Source organism: Sphingomonas sp. Leaf34 (assembly GCF_001421805.1).
Taxonomy (GTDB): Bacteria; Pseudomonadota; Alphaproteobacteria; order Sphingomonadales; family Sphingomonadaceae; genus Sphingomonas.
The window spans coordinates 339,838-359,669 of record NZ_LMLC01000004.1 but is presented as its reverse complement, the minus strand read 5'-3'; the positions used below and the strand labels follow the sequence as shown (position 1 = coordinate 359,669).

Genomic DNA, 19,832 nt, shown 5'->3' with positions numbered 1-19,832 from the left:
CACTATGCGCGTCGTCTCCGGCATCAAGCCCACCGGTAATCTCCATCTCGGCAATTACCTGGGGGCGGTGAAGCAGTGGGTGACGCTGCAGGACGACGTCGCGGCGCAGGGCGGGGAGTCGATGTTCTTCATCGCCGACTTGCACGCGCCGACCGAATGGATCGCCCCGGCCGACTTGTCGTCGCACACGATCGAGGTCGCCGCGACGATGATTGCGGCGGGCATCGATCCGGCCAAGTCGATCCTTTTCAACCAGGCGCGCGTGCCCGCGCACAGCGAGATGGCATGGCTGCTCAACACCGTCGCGCGGGTCGGCTGGCTGAACCGCATGACTCAGTTCAAGGACAAGGCGGGCAAGAACCGCGAGGGCGCGAGCGTCGGGCTGTATGATTACCCCGTGCTGATGGCCGCCGACGTTCTGCTCTACAACGCGACGCACGTGCCCGTCGGCGAGGACCAGAAGCAGCATCTCGAACTCGCGCGCGACATCGCAACCAAGTTCAATGGCGATTACGGCGTCGACCTGTTCACGCTCCCCGCCCCGCTGATCAGCAAGGCCGCGCCGCGGATCATGTCGTTGCGCGATGCGTCGGCGAAGATGTCGAAGTCCAACCCCTCCGAGCAATCGGTGGTCAAGCTGATCGACAGCGACGACACGATCGCCGACAAGTTCCGCAAGGCGAAGACCGATCCGGACCTGTTGCCCGCGACCGCGGACGAACTCGGCGACCGCGCCGAGGCGCGCAACCTGCTGACGATCTACGCCGCGCTGGCGGATACCGACGTGGCGAGCGTGCTGGGCGAATATGGCGGCAAGGGCTTCGGTGCGTTCAAGCCAGCGCTGGCCGATCTGGCGGTGGCCAAGCTCGGCCCGATCCGTGACGAGATGGTGCGCCTCCTCGACGATCGCAGCGCGGTGACCGCGGTGTTGCAGGCCGGCGCCGAGAAGGCGCGCGCGCTCGCGGCGCCGGTGCTCAAGCAGACGCAAGACGCGATGGGGTTGCAAGTCTGAGGCCCGGCCGGGTTCGCCCGGCAACTCTAGCCGACCTTTCGACAAATGACCTTCACCCCAGCGAAAGCTGGGGTATTTCTCGTTGCACGCGACATCCGCCACACGAGAAGATCCCAGCTTTCGCTGGGATGACGGTCGCTATTTTTGACGGCGTTCGATCATGGACCCCCGCGAAGGCGGGGGCCCAGACTGGGCTCCCGCCTTCGCGGGAGAACTAGAGAAGGCTCGCCCTAGCCTTCCAGCTCGCGCATCAGCACGCGCACGGCAGCGTCGATATCGCGATCCGAATCGCGCAGTTCCTCGATCTTGCGCACCGCGTGGATCACCGTCGAGTGATCGCGCCCGCCGAATTTCCGCCCGATCTCGGGCAGCGACCGCGTCGTCAGGCGCTTGGCCAGATACATCGCGATCTGGCGCGGCCGCGCGACCGCCCGCGCGCGCCGCGCCGAAATCAGGTCGAGCGGCTTCAGCTCGAAATGCGCCGACACCAGCTTCTGGATCTCGTCGATCGTCACGCGCTTCTGCGCGCCCCGCAAAACCTCGCCGAGCGTGGCGACCGCAAAGTCGAGATCGATCGTGTCCCCGGTCAGCTGCGCATAGGCGACGACCCGGTTGAGCGCGCCTTCCAGTTCGCGGATGTTCGCATGGATGCGGCTGGCGAGCAGGTCGAGCACGTCGGTCGGCACGCGCATATCGGGCAGGTCGACCAGCTTGCGGTCGAGGATCGTCCGGCGCAGCACGAGGTCGGGCGCCTTGATGTCCGCGACGAGCCCCACCGACATGCGGCTGACGATCCGCGCCTCGACGCCCTCGAGCGCCTGCGGGCAGCGATCGGCGGAGATCACCAGCCGCTTGCCCGCAGCCATGATCTCGTTGACCGTGTGGAAGAATTCTTCCTGCGTCGCGTCCTTGCCGGCGATGAACTGGAGATCGTCGATCAGCAGCAGGTCGGCGCCGCGCAGCCGCTGCTTGAACGCATGCGTATCGCGCGCGCGCATCGACGCGACGAAATCATACATGAAGCGCTCAGCGGACATGCACAGCACGATTGCGTGCGGATTATGCTCGAGGAACGCATGGCCGATCGCGTGCATGAGGTGGGTCTTGCCCTGCCCCGTGCCGCTATGAAGAAATAGCGGGCTAAACCGCACCGGGCCGGGCTCGGCGAGCACCTTGGCCGCGTTGAACGCCACCTTGTTCGATGGATCGACGACGAATCGCGCGAACGTATACCGCGGGTCGAGCGGCGGACGCTCGGCAGGTACACCAACCGGCACGGGTGCCGCGACGACCGCAGGCGCGGGCTTTAGTGATGGGTCAACACCGAACTTCATCGATGTCTGGACGGGCGGCGGTGCAGGCTCCACCGCCGGCGCCGCGACGGCGCCTGCAGGTATCGGGGCAGGTACGGGGGTCGATACGGTCAGGTCCGGTACGGGCATGGTTTCGATCGCCAGCACGACAGGCGCGCGGCCTGGTGCGCGGGTCTCGATCTGCACCGTACGGACGTTCGGCAGGATCTGCTTGAATTCGAGCGCGAGTCGGTCCGCATAGTGATTGCGGACCCAGTTCGTCATGAACGCCGAGGGTAGCGCGAGGCGGATCGTGTCGCGATCCTCACCCCGGATGAGTTCGATCGGCTTGAGCCACTGCTCGAACAGCCGTGTGCCAGCAGACTCGCGCAAGGACGTCCGAACGCGGACCCAGGCCTTCTCGGCCTCGGTCGCGTGCGTCACAGATCCTTGCCACTTCGTCACGCGCACACTTCCTCGACCCCGCGCGACGCATCGCGCTGGTGATATAATTCCGACAGAAAATGGTCCCCCCGACGACCCCAAGGGTCATCCGGCATCTTCGCCCTGTTTGTATGATGCAGCGGTGGAAACCACCGTCGCTGTGCCCCCGTTATGAAGCGATCGGCGATCCGAGCAAGGCCTGGATACGTCACATTTTCGAAATAAAGCGGGTTGACTTGATCAACCCGCGGAAATGCGTCGATATTTTTATAAGTCGCTGTGTTTACGTATTTTTTGCGAATTTGATCTTGTCATGACGGAATTGTGCACCACTCGAATCGCGGGGAATCCTCGGATTCCGACAGCTTATCCTGGGTTATGTTCGCAGACGCAAAAAACCCGCCGGGGATGCCCGGCGGGTGATCCGCTTCGACGATGCCTATACCCTGGACGCTCGCTTATGCGAGCCCAGTGACGGCCTTGGTCAGACGCGCGAACTTGCGGCTCGCGGTGTTCTTGTGCAGCACGCCCTTGGCGACGCCACGCTGAAGCTCAGGCTGTGCCGCGGCCAGTGCGGTCGTCGCTGCGCCCTTGTCGCCCGACGCGAGTGCCGCCTCGACCTTCTTGATGAAGGTACGGATACGGCCGACTCGGTTGCCGTTCACTTCCGCGCGACGGTCGTTGCGACGGATACGCTTTTTCGCCTGCGGCGTGTTCGCCATGAAGCCCTCTGGATGTTCGAATGAATAAAAAGGGGCGCCGGATTGCTCCTACGCCCTCTCGAAGCCGCGGCCCTAGCCACTCCGAGCCGAATCGTCAACCGACTTCGCTCAGCCTTTCTGGCAACGCGGGCACCAGAAGGTCGAGCGCCCACCCTCCGTGCACCGCTTGACCGTAGCGCCGCAGTCGCACGCTTCGCCTTCGCGACCATAGACGCGCCATTGCTTCGAGAAATAGCCGAGTTCGCCGTCGGGGCGCACGTAATCGCGCAGCGACGAGCCGCCAGCCAGGATCGCGGCGGTCAGCACCGTGCGAATCGCCTCGACGAGTCGCTCGAGTCGAAACAGCGAGATCCGCCCTGCCGCCCTGCTCGGTGCGATCTTTGCCATGTGCAGCGCCTCGCACACATAAATGTTGCCGAGCCCGGCGACGATTCGCTGGTCGAGCAGCATCGCCTTGATCGACGCGCCGCGCCCTTCGAGCGCTTCGAGCAGATACGCTCCGGTCAGCCCGGGCCCGAGCGGCTCCGGTCCCATGATGAGGAACGGGGGATACCGGGCGATGTCATCGGTCGCCCAGAGATCGAGGAAGCCGAATCGCCGCGGATCGTTGAGCGCGACGACCCGCCCCGCCTCCGTGCCGATCAGCAGATGATCGTGCGGCAGCAGCTCGCTCGGATCGACTCGCCAGCGCCCCGACATGCCGAGGTGGAAGATGAGCGTATCACCGCGATCGGTGTCGATCAGCCCGTATTTCGCGCGCCGCCCGAGCGCGGTGACGGTCGCCCCGGTCATCCGCTGGCGCAGGTCGACCGGGATCGCCTTGCGCAGGTCGGCGCGGCGCGGTTCGACTGAGGTCAGGCGCTGGCCTATCAGTACAGGCTCCAGCCCGCGCACGGTGGTTTCGACTTCTGGTAACTCTGGCACGGTTTGCAGCTAGGTTGCATTTGCTCGCGCCACAAGGCGCGGCTAGAGCGCAGGGCATGAACGTCCCCATCGCTCCGGCACCAGACACCGTCTCCTTCGGCTACGAAGACATCCCCGCCACCGAGAAGACCGCGCGCGTCGGCGGTGTCTTCTCCAACGTCGCGGGCAAATACGACCTTATGAACGATGCGATGTCGGGTGGCATGCACCGGCTGTGGAAGGATCGCTTCGTGCGCCGCGTGAAACCGCGCGAGGGCGAGCAGATTCTCGACATGGCGGGCGGCACGGGCGACATCGCGTTCCGCATGGAGCCGTCGGGCGCGTCGATCACGGTCGCCGACATCAACCCGCAGATGCTCGAAGTCGGCATGGAGCGCGCGCAGAAGCGCGGTCTCGACGGCTTGGTGTGGACCGAAGCGAACGCCGAGACACTGTCCTTCCCCGACCGGTTCTTCGATGCGTACACGATCGCGTTCGGGATCCGGAACGTGACCGACATCCCCAAGGCGCTGCGTGAGGCGCACCGCGTCCTGCGGCGTGGTGGGCGATTCTACTGTCTCGAATTCTCGACGACGGTGTGGCCGGGTTTTGCCGAGGTCTATGACGCCTATTCGCACAAGATGGTCCCGAAGCTCGGCCAGCTGCTCGCGCAGGACGCCGACAGCTATCGCTATCTGATCGAGTCGATCCGCCGCTTCCCGGACATGCCCAAGTTCAAGGGCATGATCGCGGATGCGGGCTTCGTGCAGACCAAGGTCGAGCCGCTATTGGGCGGTCTGGTCGCGATCCACTCGGGCTGGAAGATTTAGTGATCACGCGAAGGCGCGAAGACGCGAAGAGGGGTTCACGCGGAGACGCGGAGACGCGGAGAGCAAGGTTGGCGTCCGCGCGACAGCGCATTACTCACCCTTCGTCGGCGATGAAAAGCAGCAGCCGCGGCGAGGCGCACCCCCTCCGCGCCTCCGCGCCTCCGCGCGAACCCATTCTAACCTCTCTTCGCGCCCCTTCGGCGCAGCTCAGGACAGGCTTCGCGCCCTCGCGTGAACCAATCTATCGTTCGGGTGCGCCCAGCCTGTGACCGCCTCGACCACCCACGTCTGGCGGCTCCTAAAATGGGGCCGCATCCTCGCTCGCCACGGCGCGCTGCGCGGGATCGAGCGCGATCCTAACACGCCGGCGCCCGTCCGTCGGCTTGCGCGGATCGCCCGGTTCGGCGCGCGCGTGCCTGCCGTGCCGCGCTATGCCGATGCGTTCCAGGCGATCGGCCCCGCTGCGATCAAGCTCGGTCAGACGCTCGCCACGCGCCCCGATCTCGTCGGCGAGGACGCGGCGCACGACCTGCTGCGGCTGCAGGACCAGCTCTCCCCCGTCCCCTACGCGACGATCGAGGCGGCGATGCTCGCAAGCTTCGGCAAGCCGCTGGAGACCTTGTTCTCGCGCATCGAACCGATCCCGGTCGGCGCCGCGTCGATCGCGCAGGTCCACCGCGCGGTTACCACCGACGGACGCCAGGTCGCGGTCAAGGTCCTCCGCCCCGGCGTCGAGGATGATTTCGCGCGCGCGATCGACACCTATAGCTGGGCCGCCGCCCAGCTCGAGGCGCTCAGCCCCGAGGCGATGCGGCTGCGCCCCCGGCTGACGATCGAGACGTTCAAGCGCTGGACGCTGCGCGAACTCAACTTCCGCCGCGAAGCCGCCTCCGCGTCCGAGCTCGCCGAGGGCATGACCGCCGAGCCCGATTTCGTCATCCCCGCGATCGACTGGGCGCGCTCGACCGCCAAGGTCATGACGATCGAGTGGATCGACGGCATCAAGCTGTCGAACCGCCCGGCGCTCGTCGAGGCCGGCTACGACCTGCCCGGCCTCGCGCAGACGCTGGTCCGCGCGTTCCTGCGCCAGGCGATCGCCGACGGCTTCTTCCACGCCGACATGCATCAGGGAAACCTGTTTGCGCTGCCCGGCAACCGCATCGCCGCGATCGATTTCGGCATCATGGGTCGGATCGACCGGCGCGCACGCGTCTGGCTCGCGGAGATCCTCTACGGCCTGATCACGGGCAATTATAAGCGTGTCGCCGAAATCCATTTCGAGGCGGGCTATGTGCCCGCGCATCACGACGTCGCCGAATTCGCTACCGCGCTGCGCGCGGTCGGTGAGCCGATGCGCGGGTTGCCAGTCAAGGACATGTCGATCGGCATGATGCTCGACAGCCTGTTCTCGATCACGCGCGATTTCGACATGGTGACGCAGCCGCATCTGCTGCTGCTGCAGAAGACGATGGTGATGGTCGAGGGCGTCGCGACCAGCCTCAACCCCGACATTAACCTCTGGGAAGCCGCGGAACCGTTCGTGCGTGACTGGATTCGCGGCGAACTCGGCCCCGAGGCGATCATCGCCGACCGGCTGATCGCCGATCTCCAAACGCTGACCCGGCTGCCCGAACTGGTCCGCCGGATCGAGGCGCATTATCCTGCCCCGGGCGGTGCCCCGCCCACTCCACCGTTGCGCGAGATCGAAGTAATTCGGATCGGCGGCGGCTGGCGCTATGCGGTAGTGGCGGTGGTCGCCGCGCTCGTCGGCATCGCGGGAACTTGGTTCGGTCTGACGTGACGCTGCGCCGCGCCTGCCTATTGCGTTGGCCGAACCGATGCGGCGCGCGCTGATCCCGATCTGGTTGGCAACGCCGTCGCGGTTCGCCAACATGACCCAACCGGCCGCTCGTGGCGTCCTAGCGGCGTTGGCGCTGCTTCTCGCGGTGATGGTAGCAATCACGATCGCTGGGCTATCCGCGTCGCCCGATCAGGCCGATACCGCCTTCTACGCCGCGATCGTCGAAGGCGTTCGTCACGGCGGCAATTACTACGCGGTAACGGCGGAGGCGCTGCGTGCAGGAGGCTATCCGCTTGCGCCATTCGCCGCGTTCGCGTTGCCGACGCCCGTGGTGATCCAGGCGGCGCTGCCCGATATCGTGGCGATGGCGATACTCTGTCTGCTGACCGCTGCGGTGGCGTTTAAGTGGTATGCGCGGGTCCAGCCCGCGCTGAAGGCACGCGGCGCGCGGGCGATGGTTGCGCTGCTGCTGTTCGTCAGCCTGGCACCGCTGCTGAGGCCCTCGTTCGCACCATTGCCCGAGCTGGGGGCGGGGCTCGCGATTGCGCTGTCACTCGGGGTGAGGCGGTACGATCGCCCGCTCGATACCGTCGCCCTGGGGCTGGCGGCCGCGGTGATCTGCGCAGTCGCTATGCTCTATCCGATCGTCATGCTGGCGTTCGCGTTGGTCGAACAACGGCGCCGCGAAGCACTCGGCTGGGCGGCCGTATTGTTCGTCATCGTGATCGTGCTTGCGGTCCACGCGCAGGCGGTGGCGCAGGTCGTCAGACCGCTCGACGCGAGGCTGTTCGATTGGACCGGATGGCTAGGCCTTGGCGCGTTCGTGTCGGCGGCGACATCTGTACCTGCGCTTGCCTGGATGCCGGGGTGGCTTGCCGCGCCGATCATCGGGATGGCGCTGTTCGGCTGGGCGACGTGGCGCGATCCGCTCGCTCCTCGGGCGCTTGCGACGATTGTCCTGACTGCGTTGCTGATCGCTGTGTTCTCACGCGAGGATACCCAGCATTGGGCGCTGCTGGCGACACCGTTGTTGCTGACCGGGCTAGTCTTCGTTCCCGACGGCCTGCGCGATCTGGTCCACGCCGCGCAAGACAGCCGGCGCATTACCGTGACGCGGATTATCCGCTAGGGACGCTATCATGACGCGCATTCTCCTGATCGTCGGTGGCGGGATCGCTGCCTATAAGGCCGCCGAGCTGATCCGCCTGCTGAAGACTCGCGGTCATGCGGTGCGATGCGTGATGACCGACTCCGCGCAGCATTTCGTCACGCCGATGACGCTCGCCGCGCTCAGCGAAGACAAGGTCTATACGACGCTGTGGGATCTTAAGGACGAGGCCGAGATGGGGCATATCCAGCTCAGCCGCGAGGCGGATCTGATCGTCGTCGCACCCGCGACCGCGGACCTGATGGCGCGTATGACGGCCGGGCTCGCCAACGACCTTGCGACGACGCTGCTGCTCGCGACGGACAAGCCCGTCCTCGTCGCGCCGGCGATGAACGTGCGGATGTGGAGTCATGCCGCGACGGTCCGCAACGTCGCCCAGTTGCGCGCCGACGGCGTGACGGTGATGCTGCCCGACGAGGGGATGATGGCCTGCGGCGAATACGGCCCCGGTCGCCTGCCCGAGCCGCCCGCGATCGTCGCCGCGATCGAGGCGATGCTCGCCCCTGCCGCGCCGAAACGGCTGGCGGGCCGCCATATCCTCGTCACGGCAGGACCGACGCACGAGCCGATCGACCCGGTTCGCTACATCGCCAACCGTTCGTCGGGCAAACAGGGCTTCGCGATCGCCGCAGCGCTGGCACGGCTCGGCGCACGCGTGACTCTGGTTGCGGGCCCCGTGACGCTGCCCACCCCGCCCGCGGTCGACCGGATCGACGTGGAGACCGCACGCGAGATGGCGGACGCGGTGGACCATGCGCTGCCCGCCGATGCCGCGGTCATGGTCGCCGCGGTCGCGGACTGGCACGTCGATTCGGTGCCGCAGAAGATCAAGAAGGGCGAGGCCACGCCCATCCTGACGCTGGCGGAAAACCCCGATATTCTCGCGACATTGGCGCGCAGCCCGCACCGTCCCCGCCTGCTGATCGGCTTCGCCGCCGAGACCCAGCGCGTCATCGAACACGCGGTTGCCAAGCGCGTGCGCAAGACCGCCGACTGGATCGTCGCCAACGACGTGTCGGGCGACGTGATGGGCGGCGCGGACAACAGTGTCAACCTCGTGACCGAAACCGGCGTCGAAAGCTGGGAGCGGCTGCCCAAGAACGCGGTCGCCACCCGACTGGCGGAGCGCATCGCCGATGCGCTAGAAGCCGCGCCATGATTCATATCGAACTCAAACGCCTGCCGCATGGCGAAGGCCTGCCTTTGCCTGCCTATGCCACCGATGGCGCCGCGGGCATGGACGTCGTTTCCGCCGAAGCGCTGACGCTAGCCCCCGGCACGCGCGCCGCGATCGCGACCGGCTTTGCGATCGCGATTCCCGCGGGTCACGAAGTCCAGGTCCGTCCCCGCTCCGGCCTCGCGCTCAAGCACGGCGTCACCTGCCTCAACACCCCCGGCACGATCGACAGCGACTATCGCGGCGAAGTGAAGGTGATCCTCGCCAATCTCGGCGACGCGCCGTTCGCGATCGCGCGCGGCGACCGTATCGCGCAGCTCGTCCCCGCGATCGTGCTGCGCGCGTCGGTCGGTGAAGTCGACGCGCTCGAGGACACGGCCCGCGGCGCAGGCGGCTTCGGATCGACCGGCCGATGATCGCCACGCTGCTCGCCCTGCTCCAGGTTGTCGCGACGACCGCCCAGACGACACCGCCCATCCCCGCGCCGACGACGGTCCCGAGCCTTCCGTCCTCTGGCGGCCCGTCGACCGGCGTCCCGCTGGCCCCGCAGGACTGGAGCGGGCTGCCCGTCCTGCGCATGCGCCGGTCCGCGACGACGCAGGCGAATACGTCAACCTATGTCCACGGCGAGGTGCTTGCCGGACGATGCGACAAGGCGGTCCGGACTGAAAGCGGCTGGACGCTGACGCTGGATCTCGCGGTGCTCGCGACGCCGCAGGGCCGGTTGCGCCGGGTCACGCCGCGCGCGATCGATTGCCCGACCGTGGAGCAATATGCCGCCGGCGTGCTTGTCGGGACGCCACGCGATTCGCTCGACCTCGGCGATCCGCAGGGCGATACCTGGTACCGCACCAGCATGACCTTTGCATGGACGGGCAATTGACCGGCATGACGCTGTCCGATGACGAACTGACCCGGTATGCCCGCCATATCGTCCTGAAGGAATTCGGCGGCACCGGCCAGACCCGGCTCAAGGCCGCGACGGTCGCGGTGGTCGGTGCGGGCGGCATCGGCTCCCCCGTGATCCAGTATCTCGCGGCCGCGGGCATCGGTCGGCTGACCCTGATCGACGACGACACTGTCGAGCCCTCGAACCTTCAGCGGCAGACGATCTTCACGACCGCCGATACCGGCGCGGCCAAGGTCGCGACGGCGGCCGATGCCGCGCGGCGGATCAACCCGCACGTCGCCGTCACGACTCACGGCGCCCGGATCGATCCCACCAATGCCGCCGAACTATTGTCCGGGGCCGATGTCGTGCTCGACGGCTGCGACAATTTCGCGACCCGGTTCTGCGTGGCGGACGCGGCGCATGCGCTGCACATCCCGCTGGTGTCCGCCGCGGTCGGTCAGTTCGAAGGGCAGCTCGCCACCTATCGCGGGTGGGAAGCTGACAAGCCGTGTTATCGCTGTTTCGTCGGCGACGCCCCGGAGCGCGCAGAGACGAGCTGTGCCGAGGATGGCGTCCTCGGGCCAGTCACGGGCGTGCTCGGCAGCCTTGCCGCGCTCGAAGTGCTGCGCGCGATCGCGCGGTTCGGCGACGATCAGGCGGGCAAGCTGCTGCTGATCGATCTGCTGGCGCTGCGGTTCCGGACGATCAGGCTGCCCAAGGATCCGGGCTGCCGGGGCTGCGGATCCGGGCCCGCCCGGCTAGCCGAGTAGACCCCGCGCGGCCTTGACTCCCCCACCAATTCCGCTAAGGCGCGGCTTCGTTCGGCGGGCTTGCTCGTCGAACTCCGTCCGAGACAGTGGGTGCACCGGGTTTGCCGGCGCTTAATCTCCCACCTAGACGGGGAATGAGATTTTGCGGAGTGCCTCGTGCGCCTGCCCTCTCCCATGCCCCATCGACGAGACACCCGGAGACGCGGGCTTGTCTGCGCCTCCGGTTAGTAACCGGGTCCACCATGCAAATGGTGAACCTGAAAACGTGGAGAATGGCATGGATCGTGATCAAAAGACCGCGGCCGTAGCCGAGCTGAACCGCACCTTCTCCGAGGTCGGCGTCGTAGTTGTGACGCGCAACCTCGGCCTGACCGTCGCACAGTCTACTGTGCTGCGGAACAAGATGCGCGACGCCGGCGCGACCTACAAGGTCTCGAAGAACAAGCTTGCCAAGATCGCCATGGACGGCACCGACTACAGCTCGCTGGGCGACATGCTCACGGGTCCGGTCGGTCTGGCCAGCTCCATCGATCCCGTCGCGGCCGCCAAGGTGGTCGTGGAATTCGCGAAGACGAACGACAAGTTCGAAATCGTGGGTGGGGCGATGGGCGCGACGACCCTCGACGTCGACGGTGTGAAGGCGCTCGCAACGCTGCCCTCGCTGGACGAACTGCGTGCCAAGATCGTTGGCCTCATCGTGGCACCCGCCACGAAGCTGGCGACGATCACGCAGGCTCCGGCAGCGCAGCTCGCGCGCGTGCTTTCCGCCTACGCGGAGAAGGAAGCCGCCTGATCTTGCAGGCTCTTTCGTTACTTTTTGAACTGATGGGGCATGTGCCCCGAGATGGAGATTTATCATGGCAGACCTGAACGCACTCGTTGAGAGCCTGAGCGAACTGACCGTTCTCGAAGCAGCTGAGCTTTCGAAGCTGCTCGAAGAGAAGTGGGGCGTTTCGGCCGCAGCAGCGGTTGCAGCACCGGCAGCAGGCGGCGGCGCAGCTGCTCCTGCAGCAGAAGAGCAGACCGAATTCGACGTCATCCTGACCGGCGACGGTGGCAAGAAGATCAACGTCATCAAGGAAGTCCGCGCGATCACGTCGCTCGGCCTGACCGAAGCCAAGACGCTGGTCGAGTCGGCTCCCAAGGCCGTCAAGGAAGGCGTGTCGAAGGACGAAGCCGCCAAGATCAAGGCACAGCTCGAAGCAGCTGGCGCGACCGTCGAGGTCAAGTAAGCCGCAGCGGGAGAGACGCTTTAGCCACGCTAAAGCGCACTCCCCACAAGGCCGGCCGGCGGCATTCATGCCGACCGACGAAGCAGGGGCTTTGCCCCCGCTGGCCGCAGCTAAAAAAAGGGCGGCCCCAGCGATGGGGTCGCCCTTTTTCGTATGTGTCGTACTCTCAGCGTGAATGGGCGGCTGACACGTAAGGCGATCCCGGCGGGGTCCGCAGGAGCGCCGACCGACCCTTTGAACCTACATGCTGGTGCGGCCTAACGGTGTACCCTCGCTCCGCCGCGCCCCGAAGAGCGCGGCCGCCAACGCCTAGCGGTCAAAGGTCGCCGCGTGGGGGCGTGCCGCGACGCTCGTGTGCATCTTGGCGGGACCATCCAGCCAGAACGGCGCGAGCTTGGCGGAGTCGACGCGTTCGATGCCGATGACCCACGCACGCGCGGTCTGCGCGTCGTCGCCCGCGGTGGCGTAGAGGATGTTGGTGGCGACGACGGGGACGAACATCGGCCGGTTGGCGGCGGTCATCGTCTGGATCGCCTCTCGTGCGATCGCGACGACCGTGCGGATCTTGCGCGTCTCGCCCGGCGCCAGTGCGAATGGCGGCGCGGCCGGACGGCTGACCGGGCTTGCGTTGAACTGGGCAAGATCAGCGTCCTGGCCTGCGTGCGCGGTCAGGAGCGCCACGCCGGTGCGGATCGCGGTGGCGGGCACGGTGCCGGTGTTGGTGACGATGAGCTCGCACTCGACGGTCGCGCTGAGCATGTTGAGACCCGCACGCAAGGGGCGGAGATCGCAGGTCAGGCGCGCACGCGGTGCAGCCGCCGGCGTCTTTGCACGGGGTTCGAGGAACTGCGGTGCTGCGACCGCGACGGCAGGCAGCGCAGCGGCGGGAGCGACCGGAGTGCTCACGGGCTCGACCGGCGCGACGACGGGAGCGGGCGCAACAGGCTGCGGGGCCGGTGGCGCGATCGGCTCGACGACGGGTTCGGCCTCGATCCGGTCCTGCCTGCGTCCGCGTGGCGTGCGGCGAAGTGCCCAGAGCGCCCCCAGCACCACGACGATCGCCACGAGCGAGAGCCAGAGCGGCATCGCCCTGCCCATCTCCGGTGCGGAGACCGTCGATTGGGCCGGCGTGACGGGGGTCGGAGCCGGTGCGGGTTGCTCGGCTGCGGGTTGCGGGGACGGTTGCGGGGCGACCGGCTGGGGAGCTACCGCTTGCGTGTCGGCTGGCGTCACATCTTGTGCTGGCGGCGGCGATACCGTCTCGGGCGTACGCGTCGTCACCGGCGCAGGCTCGGTAGCCGACGAGCGGGTCGCCGTCGTCGAGGGACGGGTTTGCCGGGTCTGCTGCTCGTCGCGTGCGGCGGGACGGTCGGCGGTGGTCTTTTCCGGGGCGGACTCGTCCTTCGCGCGCGGACGGGCCGCCCGGCGGGGTACCGGCGTCTCGGTCGGCAGCGCGATCTTGGGCGTGTCGGGGATCGGGATCGTCGTGGTCTGCGGGGCAGGATTGGCAAGCCCCTCCAGCCCGCGGACCGGCGCGGTCTTTTCGGTCTGCGCCATCGCCGGGATCGCCGACGTCAGCACGGTCATGGTGGCGAGCAGGGCGGCCAGCGCCCCGCGATCGGTCGTCATCGTCGAAAAATCCCCTGCGCGCGGTCGTGGCGGCGTTGTGGGCGGGGGAGGCTGAACGACGCCCGACGGCAACCCGCGATGCGACGAGCCGCACCGGGGTAGCGGTGAAACGTGATGACGGTTCGGAAGGCTAGGCCGGTCGCCTCCCCGCCCGCCCGGTACGCACAGTGGCCGGACGATCGCTCAAAGCCCGCTTGCGGTCGTGCATTTGTCCTTGGGTGGAAACCGCTCGTCGGGCGTCGGCGACTGGAAATCCTTGTTGCGCGCGCGGAACATCGCGATACGCGTAAAATTGACCGGCAGCGAGAGCATGCGGAACGGGATATCCGTCATGATCGGCCGATAGCGATAGCTGACCTGAACGTGAAACAAGATCTCACCGAGCGGCAACTGCCGACCAGCGGGCAGCGACGCGGTGGCGATAGTCTTGTTGCAGCCCACCTGTGGCGCGACGACATAACCGCCGTCGAAGCGTTGCCACAGTATCTGGTTCTCGGTCGTGCCGTTCTTGTCGGTGTCGGTACCGCGTACCCCGGTGATGACGATCCGCCCGTCATTGCGCAGATCATAGGGTCGCGCGGTCAAGTCGACTGCGCTGAACAGGTCGTAGATCTGGGCCTCGCCGATACCGATATCGCCGGTACCGCTCTGCGCGACGAGATCCGCGCTCATCGCGGCAAGACGCTGCACGCGGTTATTGGCCATGATGTAGTTGCCGAACTCGATCGCGGTCAGCATGAAACCCAGGAAAAGCGGAAGCGCCAGCGCGAATTCGAGCATCGCGACGGCGCGCCGCGTGCGCAGGAGCGTACGCAGCAGCGCTGTCAACAGCGGCGCGCGCCTCACGACGCACTCGTCACGACGGCTTCGTTGCGGACCACCGTCGCGGCCGACAACGGGATCACTCCCGCCCCATAGCCGATTGCGCTCCCCACGAACCCGAACAGGACCCGCTTGGGGAATTTCACGGTATAACTCACGACGTCGCCGGGCCCGCCCAGCGTATTGCCGGCGACCGGGGTCGCATTGTCCCACATGCCGTTCCGGTTGCGATCGACATAGGGTTCGCCCTTGTCATACTGCTTATTGCCGTTCGAGTCGGTGTAGGTTTCGGGGAATGCGGTGCTGAAATTGCGATAGACGGTCGTGACAATCTCGATCGACTTGCCTGGCGCGGTGTTAAAATCGCTCATCGACTTGGCGATGCTTGCACGCATAATCGCGGTACGCTCCGATTCCTTGGTTTCGAGCGTGGCGGTCGCGGCGCGCGCAGCCTCGGTTACCGCGCCCTCCAGCACGACCCGCGCGAACAACATGTGGCCGAACTCGATCGCGCCGCAGATTAGCGACAGCATCGCCGGCAGAATGATCGCAAACTCGACGATGGTGACGCCGCGCACGTCGGTGCGCAGCCTAGCGGAAACCGTCACTGGACGAGGTGGAGATCGACGAGTTCGGACGCGATATCGTCGAACGCCGCCTTCAGCGTTGCGGTGTCAGACGTCTGATAGACGTGCCCCGGCGCGCACTGCTCGAACATCGCCAGCGTGTTCCGGTCGGTCGTCGTCAGCGCGACGATGTACACCTTCGGCGCATTGTTCTCCGCCTGGAGCGCGGCGCAGGTCTTGGCGAACCGCCGTTCGGACTGTCCGATAAGCCCCCCTTTGCTCGCCGAGATCGGCGAGTCCGCATAGTTGCCGTAGAAGGTCCAGGTCCGGTCCTCATAGCCGTTCTGGCTTGCGCCTAGCGCGGTTTCGCCATCGGTCATGAACACGAGCGCGCGCTTGGGTTCCTCCTGCCCGCGGGGCGGCGTTCGCTTGAAGACGTCGTCGCGCACGAGTAACCGATAGCCCCATAGCAGCCCGGCGTGGTGCAACGTCCCGTTCGCGGGATAGATCGCGGCGTTCTGGCGATCGATGACGTCGTCGTAGAAGCTGCGCGACCGGCCGTAATCGACCGCGGTTGCTGCTTCCGGGCATTGCCAGTTGGGCGACGGGAACTCGGTCTTGTTCCGTCCGCCGTCGTCGACGCTGCCGCCGAGCGGGTTGACGGTATATTCGGTGGCGTCCTTCCAGTTGTTGAACTGGGGGATCCTGTCGTAGCGCACGCGGAACTGCGTGCCAGTGCGCGTCGTGAAATTCCACGGGTTGCTCGACGGATCGTAGAAGCCTCCATTGTCCGCCCGGACGATCACGTCGTTGTCGGCTTTGGCGGCGTTGTCGTTCAGGTCGATATAGGCGTCGTAGAATGCCTCGCGGTACGGGTTGTTCGCGAACTGGTTGCCGTAGAAATCCAGGTTCAGCATCTGGTCGTAATAGCTGGGGTGCAACTTGTAGAGATTGTTGTTCGGCTCGACATTGGCAACGCTATAATAGGCGCTCGACGGGTTCGCCTTAGCGCCGGTCGCGATCGCGTTACCCGGCATCTGCGGGACGTACATCGGCGGGATGAAATAGGGCTTTACCGGCGGATGCGCGCCCTCACCCGGCAGCGTGCGATCGATATCCCACGCGTTCGGATCCCGGTACGTCAGCGTCGCGGTCAGATCCTTGACCGTGTCATCCCCGAACACACACCCCTTCCACCCGAGCTTGTTGCCGGGCCATGTGCCGCCATAGGTGTTGGCGATCACGTCGTTGAACCCGAACATCTGGCGGACGGACGGTAATCGCCAGTCGGTCAGCAACTTGCCGACATTCACGGTGATGTCGTACATGACGTACCCCATCGCCAGATCCTTGCGCGTGTCGCTGCCTTGGAACAGGATCTCGTTGAAGCTTTTCGCCGCGTCCTTCAGCGCCGTGATGCGGGTCTTGACGACACCGTTCGAATCGCGCGGCAGGTTGGCCTTGAGCGAACCGGTATTGTCGAGCACCATCATGACCTCGAGCGGGTGTGGGTTGATTGCCGCGCGGGCGATCGCGCGGATCGGTTGCTGCGCAAAGCCGAACAACCGCATGAACGACATCGGCAGCGTCGCGGTGGCGACGACCGTGGTGGTGTTGATGTCCTTGATCACGGTGAACGCGGGCGAAACCTTCAGGTTCGTGACGCCCATATAGGTGTCGGGAAAGTTGCCGCTGAAATAGGCCGCGACCTGGCTCTCGCGCGAGTTGCTGGCGGTGCCCGATACCGAGAAGGCGCGCGCGCCGGCGAGCGCCGCCGCGTCGACGCCGGTCTGCAATTGCGACTTCACAATGTAGACCCGCCCGGCGTCAATCGCCGAGCCCAGCGCCGCGATTGCAGGGATGAGCCCGGCCGCCATCATGGCGATCGCGGATCCCCTGCGGTTACTGGGCAGGCGCCGTAATGCGCTGCCGAGCGGCCCTCGTGGGCCGCTGGCTCGTGTCTTGCCCTGTAGCATCCATCCCCCTTGAACCGGATCGGACCCGGTTACGTTCATTTTGGTTCAATCGCAGGCGGACATTAAATTACGGTTAGTATTACCTTTTTGAACGTGGCTTGCGGTGGCCGCCCCAGCACCTCGCGTGCCTCAAAATCGACACCGCCCGGGCGCACACCTGCGAGACACACCCTGTCGTCGACAATCCGAGATCGCGCCCCGATGAAGCTCCGACTCTTCCCCTCCTGCCTGATCGCCGCCCTGCTCGTGCCGATGGCCGCGCAGGCCGATCCCGCGCCGTTCGACCTGACTGGGCCGAGCCTGCGCGTCGGTGTGACCCACGGGACAACGACGTTGCCGATCGCGCAGGTCCCCAAGCTCGCGACCGGCGAGCGCGTCTCGATCGCGGCCGACCTCCCGACGGGCAGGAAGGACGATGGCACGCGCTATCTGCTCGTCGCCGCGTTCCTGCGCGGCGCGACCGAGCCGCCGCCGAAATCGTGGTTCTTCAAGGCCGAGACGTGGAAGGCGAAGAAGGCCGCACTGGCGTTGAAGGTACCCGACGGCGCGCGGCAGCTGGTGGTGTTCCTGGTGCCCGACAGCGGCGGGTTCGATGCGGTCGTCGCCGCGGTGCGCAAGCAGCCGGGGGCGTTCGTGCGCGCGGTGCAGGACCTCGACCAGGCATCGCTCGACCGCGCGAGGCTCGATGCGTTCCTCGACGGGATCCATGCGCTGGAACGGACGCAGCCCGAGCGGATCGAGGCGGTGTCGCCGCTGCTGTCGCGCAGCCTGGCGATCAAGCTGAAGGCGGAATGCCTCGATCTCGCCGCCGACCTGCAGGCCTCCTGCCTCACGCAAAGCCGCGATTCGCTCGTGCTGGCGGATGGCCAGAGCTCGACGCTGGCGGACACGCTGGTGGGCGCACCGACCGATCTGGCGCTGCAACTGAGTGCGACGCCGGCGGGCGGGCTCGGCTATTACAGCCCGTATATCGGCGTGGTGCGCGATCTGGCGAAGATCTTCGGCGCGTTCCAGTCGACTCAGTTCCGCTACATCCCCGCGCTGGCGCGTCTGCGCGACGACAAGATGGCGCTGCTGCTGAACGCGGCGCCGTCGTTCGCGAGCCCGAAATCGGTGATGGTCGTCGCGATGCCCGTGATCGAGACGGGGACGCCGCAGACTCCGACGCTGCGCCGCGCGGAAGCCGACCGGCTGGTCTGCGCGGCCAAGCCCGATCTGGTGTTGCCGGTCGAGGGCGCGCCGCTGATCTATGCGACGCAGTTCGCGCACGCCATGAGCCTGCGCGTAACGACGCCGCAGGGGGGCGTGGTCGAGCTGCCCGTGCAGGCCGATGCCGAGCGCGGCGGCTATGTGCTCGATCAGGTGGGGATGCGGACCGCGGGCTTGAGCAGCGTGACCGATGCGGCGCTGCACGGGCGCTGGGGGTTCACACCGTTCGACGGGCCGCGGTTCCGTCTGCAGGTGCCGCGCGCCGGCGGCTGGCAGATGGTCGATACTGACCCCGAGAATCTGGTGGTCGGGCGCGACAATCCGGTGGCGCTGGCCGGACCGACGCCGAGTTGCGTCGAGGCGGTGACACTGTCGAGTGCGGCGGGTGACGTGCCGCTGGCATGGACGACGAGCGGCGACCGGATCGGGCTCACGCTGCCGCTTGCGAAGACCGCGCCGGGGAAACTCACGCTGCTGGTGAAACAATATGGGGTCGAGGCTCCCGAGACGATCGCGCTGACCGCGTTGGCCGAGGCGGGGCGGATCGATGGTCTGACGCTGTATGCGGGCGATACGGCGGGGACGCTCGCGGGGACGCGGCTCGATCTGGTCGCGTCGATGACGATCGACGGGGTCGCGTTCAAGCCGGGCGCGGTCGTGCGGGCGGACAAGGGCGATCTGCTGGGGCTGACCGCGGAGACGGCACCGAAGTTCGCGGCTGGTCAGGCGAAGACCGCGGTCGTGACGCTGACCGATGGACGAAAGCGGTCGGTGAAGGTCACCGTCGCGGCGGCGCGACCCAAGGCGACGCTGATCGCCAAGAGCGTGATTACGCCCCCCGCCCCCGGCCTGCCGGTCGTGCTGGCGGGCGATACCGCGATCGCGCAGGATGCCCGGATCACCTTCTCGCTGCGCGCCGAAGGGACCACGCGGTTTGCGGCGGGAGACAGCGTCGAGATCGACGCGGTGGCCGGTGGGCCGACGACCAGCGTCGCGTCGGGGCGCGGGCTGACCGTGCAGGACGAACGGATCGCGGTGGCCTCAGTCGAGCCGGGCAAGGCGCTGGGGGTGTCCGCGCATGGGCCGCTCCGGTGGCGGCTGGTGCAGGACGGCGTGGCCGGCGACTGGGTCCCGCTGACGAGTTTGGTGCGGGTGCCGGGGTTGGCCGGGGTGACGTGCAAGGATGTGTGCACGCTGGCGGGGAGCGACCTGTTCCTGATCGACTCGGTCGCGGCGAATGCGGGGTTTGCAGATGCGGTGCGGGTGCCCGAGGGGTTTACTGGGGCTTCTCTGACCGTGCCCAAGCCGGCTGGGGGTATGCTGTTCGTAAAGCTGCGCGACGATCCGGCGGTTACCGCGACGGTGGCGGTGAAAAGCTAGCGGTTCC

At 66.7% G+C, this 19,832-nt stretch carries 18 protein-coding genes; 11 read left to right on the top strand and 7 right to left on the bottom strand.

Annotated elements, in window-relative coordinates; all coding sequences use genetic code 11:
* The first annotated feature begins 4 nt into the window (after positions 1–4).
* The gene (gene trpS, locus ASF00_RS13130; protein WP_055879793.1) at positions 5–1,012 is read left to right on the top strand and encodes a tryptophan--tRNA ligase; all 1,008 of its coding nucleotides are present in this window, start codon (positions 5–7) and stop codon (positions 1,010–1,012) included.
* A 230-nt stretch (positions 1,013–1,242) separates the two neighbouring features.
* On the opposite strand, the gene dnaA is transcribed toward trpS, so the two are convergent.
* From dnaA to mutM, 3 genes are all read right to left on the bottom strand, one after another.
* A complete protein-coding gene (dnaA, locus tag ASF00_RS13125) occupies positions 1,243–2,769 on the bottom strand; it encodes a chromosomal replication initiator protein DnaA (protein ID WP_055879790.1) in 1,527 nt (508 codons plus the stop codon).
* 437 nt (positions 2,770–3,206) lie between these two features.
* Positions 3,207–3,470 carry a 30S ribosomal protein S20 gene (rpsT, locus tag ASF00_RS13120; RefSeq protein ID WP_031394736.1) on the bottom strand — a complete coding sequence of 88 codons (264 nt, stop codon included), beginning with the start codon at positions 3,468–3,470 and terminating at the stop codon, positions 3,207–3,209.
* A 108-nt stretch (positions 3,471–3,578) separates the two neighbouring features.
* Complete coding sequence (gene mutM / locus ASF00_RS13115; RefSeq protein ID WP_055879789.1) at positions 3,579–4,394, bottom strand: bifunctional DNA-formamidopyrimidine glycosylase/DNA-(apurinic or apyrimidinic site) lyase; 816 nt, start codon at positions 4,392–4,394, stop codon at positions 3,579–3,581.
* Between the two features lie 56 nt (positions 4,395–4,450).
* On the opposite strand from mutM, the gene ASF00_RS13110 reads away from it, so the two are divergent.
* The 9 genes from ASF00_RS13110 to rplL all read left to right on the top strand — a co-directional run bounded on the left by ASF00_RS13110 (position 4,451) and on the right by rplL (position 12,243).
* Positions 4,451–5,203 carry a class I SAM-dependent methyltransferase gene (locus ASF00_RS13110; RefSeq protein WP_055879786.1) on the top strand — a complete coding sequence of 251 codons (753 nt, stop codon included), beginning with the start codon at positions 4,451–4,453 and terminating at the stop codon, positions 5,201–5,203.
* A 265-nt stretch (positions 5,204–5,468) separates the two neighbouring features.
* Entirely contained in the window at positions 5,469–7,004 is a 1,536-nt protein-coding gene (gene ubiB / locus ASF00_RS13105) for a 2-polyprenylphenol 6-hydroxylase (protein WP_055879785.1), read from the top strand.
* Between the two features lie 25 nt (positions 7,005–7,029).
* Positions 7,030–8,133, top strand: a complete 1,104-nt coding sequence (locus ASF00_RS13100; protein WP_055879782.1) for a hypothetical protein — start codon at positions 7,030–7,032, stop codon at positions 8,131–8,133.
* Positions 8,134–8,143: 10 nt separating this feature from the next.
* Positions 8,144–9,331, top strand: coding sequence for a bifunctional phosphopantothenoylcysteine decarboxylase/phosphopantothenate--cysteine ligase CoaBC (gene coaBC, locus ASF00_RS13095; protein ID WP_055879779.1), 1,188 nt, complete (start codon positions 8,144–8,146; stop codon positions 9,329–9,331).
* A complete protein-coding gene (gene dut / locus ASF00_RS13090) occupies positions 9,328–9,765 on the top strand; it encodes a dUTP diphosphatase (RefSeq protein WP_055879776.1) in 438 nt (145 codons plus the stop codon). The genes coaBC and dut overlap by 4 nt, the downstream gene beginning before the upstream one ends.
* Complete coding sequence (locus ASF00_RS13085; protein ID WP_055879772.1) at positions 9,762–10,232, top strand: hypothetical protein; 471 nt, start codon at positions 9,762–9,764, stop codon at positions 10,230–10,232. Before dut ends, ASF00_RS13085 begins: the two co-directional genes overlap by 4 nt.
* Positions 10,233–10,237: 5 nt before the next feature.
* Positions 10,238–11,011, top strand: coding sequence for a HesA/MoeB/ThiF family protein (locus tag ASF00_RS13080; RefSeq protein ID WP_055880524.1), 774 nt, complete (start codon positions 10,238–10,240; stop codon positions 11,009–11,011).
* A 277-nt stretch (positions 11,012–11,288) separates the two neighbouring features.
* On the top strand, positions 11,289–11,804 hold the full coding sequence (gene rplJ / locus ASF00_RS13075; protein WP_055879768.1) for a 50S ribosomal protein L10: 516 nt from the start codon (positions 11,289–11,291) through the stop codon (positions 11,802–11,804).
* A 64-nt stretch (positions 11,805–11,868) separates the two neighbouring features.
* Complete coding sequence (gene rplL / locus ASF00_RS13070) at positions 11,869–12,243, top strand: 50S ribosomal protein L7/L12 (RefSeq protein WP_031392842.1); 375 nt, start codon at positions 11,869–11,871, stop codon at positions 12,241–12,243.
* Positions 12,244–12,552: 309 nt separating this feature from the next.
* Here rplL and ASF00_RS19055 read toward each other — a convergent pair whose 3' ends face one another.
* The 4 genes from ASF00_RS19055 to ASF00_RS13050 all read right to left on the bottom strand — a co-directional run bounded on the left by ASF00_RS19055 (position 12,553) and on the right by ASF00_RS13050 (position 17,236).
* Positions 12,553–13,872, bottom strand: coding sequence for a hypothetical protein (locus tag ASF00_RS19055; RefSeq protein WP_235525802.1), 1,320 nt, complete (start codon positions 13,870–13,872; stop codon positions 12,553–12,555).
* Positions 13,873–14,055: 183 nt separating this feature from the next.
* Entirely contained in the window at positions 14,056–14,700 is a 645-nt protein-coding gene (locus tag ASF00_RS13060; RefSeq protein WP_235525801.1) for a TadE/TadG family type IV pilus assembly protein, read from the bottom strand.
* Between the two features lie 14 nt (positions 14,701–14,714).
* Entirely contained in the window at positions 14,715–15,302 is a 588-nt protein-coding gene (locus tag ASF00_RS13055) for a TadE family protein (RefSeq protein ID WP_055879763.1), read from the bottom strand.
* Positions 15,299–17,236 carry a TadE/TadG family type IV pilus assembly protein gene (locus tag ASF00_RS13050; protein WP_327196361.1) on the bottom strand — a complete coding sequence of 646 codons (1,938 nt, stop codon included), beginning with the start codon at positions 17,234–17,236 and terminating at the stop codon, positions 15,299–15,301. The genes ASF00_RS13055 and ASF00_RS13050 overlap by 4 nt, the downstream gene beginning before the upstream one ends.
* A 201-nt stretch (positions 17,237–17,437) precedes the next feature.
* On the opposite strand from ASF00_RS13050, the gene ASF00_RS13045 reads away from it, so the two are divergent.
* Positions 17,438–19,825: a hypothetical protein gene (locus tag ASF00_RS13045; protein ID WP_055879756.1), complete on the top strand. Its 2,388-nt coding sequence runs from the start codon at positions 17,438–17,440 to the stop codon at positions 19,823–19,825.
* Positions 19,826–19,832 lie beyond the last annotated feature (7 nt).

Bases quoted from the DNA above. Each gene is read 5' to 3' on its own strand.
- trpS (WP_055879793.1), top strand. From the start codon at position 5: ATGCGCGTCGTCTCCGGCATCAAGCCCACCGGTAATCTCCATCTCGGC.
- rpsT (WP_031394736.1), bottom strand. From the start codon at position 3,470: ATGGCGAACACGCCGCAGGCGAAAAAGCGTATCCGTCGCAACGACCGT.
- ASF00_RS13110 (WP_055879786.1), top strand. From the start codon at position 4,451: ATGAACGTCCCCATCGCTCCGGCACCAGACACCGTCTCCTTCGGCTAC.
- coaBC (WP_055879779.1), top strand. From the start codon at position 8,144: ATGACGCGCATTCTCCTGATCGTCGGTGGCGGGATCGCTGCCTATAAG.
- dut (WP_055879776.1), top strand. From the start codon at position 9,328: ATGATTCATATCGAACTCAAACGCCTGCCGCATGGCGAAGGCCTGCCT.
- ASF00_RS13085 (WP_055879772.1), top strand. From the start codon at position 9,762: ATGATCGCCACGCTGCTCGCCCTGCTCCAGGTTGTCGCGACGACCGCC.
- ASF00_RS13080 (WP_055880524.1), top strand. From the start codon at position 10,238: ATGACGCTGTCCGATGACGAACTGACCCGGTATGCCCGCCATATCGTC.
- rplJ (WP_055879768.1), top strand. From the start codon at position 11,289: ATGGATCGTGATCAAAAGACCGCGGCCGTAGCCGAGCTGAACCGCACC.
- rplL (WP_031392842.1), top strand. From the start codon at position 11,869: ATGGCAGACCTGAACGCACTCGTTGAGAGCCTGAGCGAACTGACCGTT.
- ASF00_RS19055 (WP_235525802.1), bottom strand. From the start codon at position 13,872: ATGACGACCGATCGCGGGGCGCTGGCCGCCCTGCTCGCCACCATGACC.
- ASF00_RS13050 (WP_327196361.1), bottom strand. From the start codon at position 17,236: ATGCTACAGGGCAAGACACGAGCCAGCGGCCCACGAGGGCCGCTCGGC.
- ASF00_RS13045 (WP_055879756.1), top strand. From the start codon at position 17,438: ATGAAGCTCCGACTCTTCCCCTCCTGCCTGATCGCCGCCCTGCTCGTG.